General features: G+C 58.6%; 4 protein-coding genes. 2 read left to right on the plus strand and 2 right to left on the minus strand.

What is annotated here, in order from left to right; translation table 11 throughout:
* The coding region (locus tag ABX749_RS19850) for a sulfatase/phosphatase domain-containing protein (protein ID WP_372897501.1) at nt 1-218 on the plus strand (218 nt) is incomplete at its 5' end.
* Here ABX749_RS19850 and ABX749_RS19855 read toward each other — a convergent pair.
* Together ABX749_RS19855 and ABX749_RS19860 are read right to left on the minus strand one after the other, a co-directional pair.
* Complete coding sequence (locus ABX749_RS19855; protein ID WP_372897502.1) at nt 188-1,237, minus strand: hypothetical protein; 1,050 nt, start codon at nt 1,235-1,237, stop codon at nt 188-190. The two genes, ABX749_RS19850 and ABX749_RS19855, sit on opposite strands and share 31 nt — an antisense overlap.
* Nucleotides 1,238-1,297: 60 nt before the next feature.
* Complete coding sequence (locus tag ABX749_RS19860; protein WP_372897503.1) at nt 1,298-2,803, minus strand: hypothetical protein; 1,506 nt, start codon at nt 2,801-2,803, stop codon at nt 1,298-1,300.
* 847 nt (nt 2,804-3,650) lie between these two features.
* Here ABX749_RS19860 and ABX749_RS19865 point away from each other — a divergent pair.
* Nucleotides 3,651-5,321 (plus strand): sigma-70 family RNA polymerase sigma factor, encoded by a 1,671-nt coding sequence (locus ABX749_RS19865; RefSeq protein WP_372897504.1) that lies wholly within the window; start codon nt 3,651-3,653, stop codon nt 5,319-5,321.
* Nucleotides 5,322-5,487 lie beyond the last annotated feature (166 nt).

The following is a 5,487-nucleotide window of genomic DNA, read 5'->3' on the forward strand; positions in this document are numbered from 1 at the left end:
AAGCGCTCTCGTTTCAAAACGGAACGTCGATTCGCACCGACCGCTGGCACATGATGCGTTACAACGACGACAGCGAAGAACTCTACGACATGCACAACGACCCCGGTGAAACGACCAACCTGGCGAATCAATCTCAATACGCCGAGGTGCTCAAGGGGTTGCGGGAACGTTTGCGCGAGCGAACCGATCACTTCACCGAGCGAAAGACCCAGCGATAGTTGAGGGGTTCGGACATATTGTACTTGTCCAGAATGTACGCTTGCTCTTCGGAGTCTTCGAACGAAGGCATTCCGAATCGGATGGTGTCTTCGGTCTGACTCATCGCGTCGCCGGGCCGAAAGAAATTCAATTGCAACGCTTTGCGGCGGTACGGTGCGTCATCGCCTTCGCCGTCTTGCTGGAACGCGTTGGTCAGTCCTGAGACGTACAGCGAGACGTAATCGACATTCGGATTGACATCCATCCAGGTCAGAATGCCCCAGACACCCGGGGCGCTCTCGTCGCTGGAAAGCGGAATCCGTTGGCGCGTGATTTCGACGCTGTTGTACAGCGGTGCGGTGATCTGTTCTCGTGCGGCGATCATTTCCTTGGCGCTGGGGATGATCCGGTCCAGGTACTCTTGGCCGCTGACATGATCTTTCAGCGTGACCAGGGGAAAGAAGCGTCGCGAGTCGTAGGAGACCGATTCGAGCCGTTGATACAGTTTGGAACCGCCCACTTCATCGGCCGCCGGGCGCAGATCGCCGCCCCGATACCGCACCCGATAGACCATGTACCAGATCAGTTTGCGTTGCAGTTTGCCGCTGCCGACGGGCACGTCGACATACATTTGACGGAGCGGTTTGAACGAAAATTCCAAGCAATAGATTTCGCGGCGTAAGACGACCTGCTTGGCCATTTCGACCAGCGTGCGCGAGCGGGGATCGAAATGCGGCGCGCCGTTTTCGAAGGTCGGCGCTTTCCACTCCAGTTCGGGGTGGGCGCTGAGAAACGTCTTCAGCGTCAGCGGGCCGTCAAAGGTTTCTTCGGGGCTGGCATCCCCGGGGACGATCGTCACCACGCCGGGGGCGAACTGGGTCGCCTGCTCCATCGTGGCGTCTTGGGGTTGACCGGATGCTTGGGCGTTTGCGTGGGGGCAGCGAACCGCCGCCAGACAAACCAGCATCGACCCCAACAGCACCGTAGCGCGGTGCGGAGTCAGCCGCACGGGCGTGAATTGATTTTCAGCAAGGGTCATGTCAGGAACTCGGTCAAAGATTTTGGATGAGCGGATCGATCTTCGGCGGCCGGCGTCGGCCTACTTCAAATCACTGGAACTGAGGGTTTCGGTGTCATCGGTCGGGGGGCGACTGGCGATCTCCCGGTCGGCCCCGGACGCTCCGGCAATCGATTTTTCGTCAGCCGGCTTGCCGTCGTGGATTTCCGAGGGGTCGAGAAATCGCAGGGAATCGGCGAGTTGGGCGTCATTGCCGGCAAACGCTTCCAGCTTGTCGGCCGACAGCGTGAACGTGGCTTGAACGCGGCGTCCCTCGTCATCGGAGAAGTGCATCATAATCCATCGAATCGGGACGCCTTGGGTTTCTCCGTCAACGACGACGCGCAAAACCTGTAATCCTTGCGCACTGACTCGCTGATCCCCCTCCACCAGCCGTGTCAGCTTTTCGCCGAGCGTCTGGCGGACGGCCGCCTCAAATGCCTCCAACGTCCACTGTTTGCCTTCGGGCAACTTGACCAGTGGGCGTAGATTGCACTGGGCGATACTAAGATCATGGTCGATCATTCGCATCACCGCCGAACCGGGGGCGTCACTGATCATCCGCCATTTGCGGTCCATCATCGTCCCGACCTCCAGCTGCCGACTTTGCAGCTCGACGTACATCCGCTCCGCAGGAAGCGGCTGGTCAAACTCAATCATCGCCCGCTCGGCCGGCAGTGCCACCGGTTGGGCCATCGGGCGACGCACCATTCGGATGGTGGCCGAGACGTCGAATCCGGGTTCGGCGCGGCTGATTTCGCGGGTCTCGTGGATCGCCAATGCCAGCCAGGTGCAGGTGTTGGCGTTGCGATCGAAGGTCATTTTGCCGATCAGACGAAGCCGGGTGCCGACGCCGTCGATCGAACCCTCGATGTCGCCTTCGAGTTTGAAACGCACCGCGTCCTCGGCGACCCCGACGACCGTGCTTTCCACCCGGCCGCTGTCGACCGACGTCAGATTCAAAACGGAGCACAGGGCGTCCGCATCGATCTCATAGCGGTCTCCTTCGATCACGCTTTCGCCCGGCAAGAAACGGTCGACCGAGACGCTGGAGACGGGTGATTTGAGCAGCGAAAGCTCGCCGTGGGTGAAGAAGTTGTCCGGCGAATAGATCGACTCGGGCAGCGATTCGCGGCGCACGATCGCGTGTCGCATCGATTTTCGCAGATCCTGCTCGCTGGATGTCTTGTTCAATACGCTCTTGTTGGACGCGGTGTGGTAATACCGCTCGGCGGCAACCACCTCGGACGACGCGGCCGCATCGGCGGGCCGCCGATAACGCTCTTCGTAGTCCAGCACCGCCTGGGACGTGATCGGGAACGTTTGACGCGTCTCTTTGGATGCGATCGCATTGTCGGAAACCCTGACGTTTCCTTTGACATCCATCTCGATCCGCACCCGCATCAGTTCCTGGGGCGCCGCGGCGATGGTTGCCGATCCGGTCGAAACGATCGCCGCCCGACTGGGGGACGCAAGCGAGGCCGATGCGATTGCGAGGGAGCTGGCGAGAAAAGAGCGACGATTGGCGATGGCGTCGTGGCTGGGCATCTGAAAGTCCATTTCGGTGGGCAGTCCGGAAACGGCGGATCGACCCTCGCGGCGCGCGGCGCGGCGGCTTGGGGGATCGCCTGTCTCGCAATGATCGACCGTCTGCCGCGGGGCGGTTCAGCCGAATTGCCCCGCTCGAGACGATTCCGGGGGCAGTTCCCGGGCCCCAAACGTGTGTAGCCGTCGTGTTCGGTAAAGTCGATTCTTAGACAGCGGGTCGCAATGCGAGACTGCCTTTTGTGCAGCCTGTCTGAAATTTTTACACTCAAAACAGGCAGTGGCGCAAAAATCGTCGAGACCCCGAAAAGGTTTTGGGGTTTCTAAGTTGTTGTCAGTCAACGGGTTGCGGTGAAAATTCTGGAAATTTGTGACAAATCGCTTCAGAATTGGCCCCAAATTTCCTAGTAGGTGTCCTGGACGCAGGCAACCGCTGCCAAGCTCATCGAGTTGGAATAGTGGAAAAAAAATCGACTCAAAGTGTCGGGTTTCATCCCCAAGCAACGAGTGGTTTTTTAGAAACTCATTCAATCGAGGTGAACCGAGCGGCGGAGGCTCTCGTCCTACAGGCATCCGCATTTGTGGACAGCACCGTTTTTAACGACTGTTGTCCTGCGACTGTCATTTCGGTCGACATGGAGTCGGCAGGGAACTTGTTCTGGGGGTCAAACCATCCGGTTTGACCAGACGTGTCGTGCCACGGCTCGACATTGAACCCTAGGCCAAGCGACCAATATCACCTGGAGGAGACAGGTGACCCCGGGCAACCGAGGCGATTGGACTGGGCGATCCGCCGGGATTGCAAGGACGTTTGGCCAGTCTACGCCAATAGCGCTGGGAGACCACAGTGATGCACGACAATTACCGCGACATAAAAATCAAAGACCTGCGCGATCAGCTTCGCTTCAATCAAAAAACAAAATTGATTGAGCAGGCTGCCGCTGCAGAAACACTACTGAGCGAAATCGAAGACGATCGAGAATACGCCTACGACTTTTTGTGCTATCGAATCACCAATTATCGCTCCGATCGACCCGGGCGGCACAACATTGCCTCGGCCGATTTGGCTCATGACTTGCGCTTGCTGATCGAAGATCTCAGCGAATTGGCGGATTTGTCGGTCGAGGAAATCGCCGAACAGGTTCACACCGTTCAAGACCTCAGTCGACAATTCAACGTGTCGACCAAGACGATCAGCCGTTGGCGCGAAGCCGGCTTGGTCAGTCGACGGTTGCTCTTCGGCGGTCGCAAACGCGTCGGGTTCCTCAACAGCAGCGTGGAGCAGTTCGTTGCCCGCAACAAGGCCAAGATCCAGCGCGGAGAACGCTTCAGCCAGCTGACCGAAGATGAGAAAAGCGAAATCATCGAACGGGCCAGACAGTTGGTCGAAGGCGGCGCGGCCCTGGCCGATGTGACTCGCCTGTTGTCCGAACAGATGGGACGGAGCGCGGAAACGATCCGTTACACGCTCAAGAACTTCGACGCCGACAACAAGTCGATCGCGATTTTCCCCAACCATCGCGGCATCCTGTCCGACGACGACAAACGCTCGATCTTCAATCAATACCTCGGCGGCGTATCCGTTCCGCAGCTGTGCCGACGGTTCAAACGAACCCGTAACAGCATCCAACGGATCCTGGTCGAAATGAGACGTCAACGGATCATGGAGCTGCCATTGGACTACATCTACAACGAAGACTTTGAAGCGGTCTCTCGCGAAGCGGAGTACCTGGGCGTCGAGCCGGAGCCGGCCAGCGCACCTCGGAAAGTCCGTGTGCCGAACGATTTGCCCAGTTATCTCGCATCGCTGTACGACGTTCCGCTGCTGACCCGCGAACAGGAGTACCATCTGTTCCGAAAGATGAACTACCTCAAGCACAAAGCCAGTCGCTTGCGGGAGACGATCGGAACCGAGGCTGCCGGGAAGTCCGCGGTGATGAACGAGATCGAGTCGTTGTACGAGCAAGCGGTCAAGGTCAAGAACCGGATCGTCCAGGCCAACCTGCGTCTGGTCGTGTCGATCGCCAAACGCCACTTGGCCGGCACCGACGATTTCTTCTCCTTGGTCAGCGACGGTAACATGTCGTTGATCCGCGCGGTGGAGAAATTCGACTACTCGCGGGGCAACAAATTCAGCACGTATGCGTCGTGGGCGATCATGAAAAACTTCGCCCGCACGATCCCGAACGAATTCAAGCACCGCGATCGGTTCCGAACAACGACGGAAGAGTTGTTCCTGGCGCGACAAGACGAACGGGTCGATCCCTACGTGGAAGAATCCGCTCAACGCACCCGCAAACGCGAACTGTCCCGAATTCTCAATCGATTGGACGAACGCGAGCAGAAGATCATCTCTGCACGTTTCGGACTCGAGCGCGGCAGCGAACCACTGACGCTCAAGGAAGTCGGTGAAGAGATGGGCGTGACCAAAGAACGGGTTCGACAGCTCGAAGCACGGGCGTTGGCGAAACTTCGAACCGCCGCCAGCGAAAACAATATCGAAATCGATTTCGAGCAATAGTGGGGTAAGCTTCCAGCTTGCCGTCCGTGACGCACGGGACGTCGATTGTATTACTGAGCGACTTTTGGGCAAGCATCGCTCTGCGGTGCACCCCGCCGAGCGGTGCCACAACAACGCCCGGAGTCGCGACGCGCACTCCGGGTGGGGGCGCAGAGGATAGGGGACC

This window comes from Stieleria sp. (assembly GCF_041595215.1).
In the GTDB taxonomy this organism is placed as follows: domain Bacteria; phylum Planctomycetota; class Planctomycetia; order Pirellulales; family Pirellulaceae; genus Stieleria; species Stieleria magnilauensis.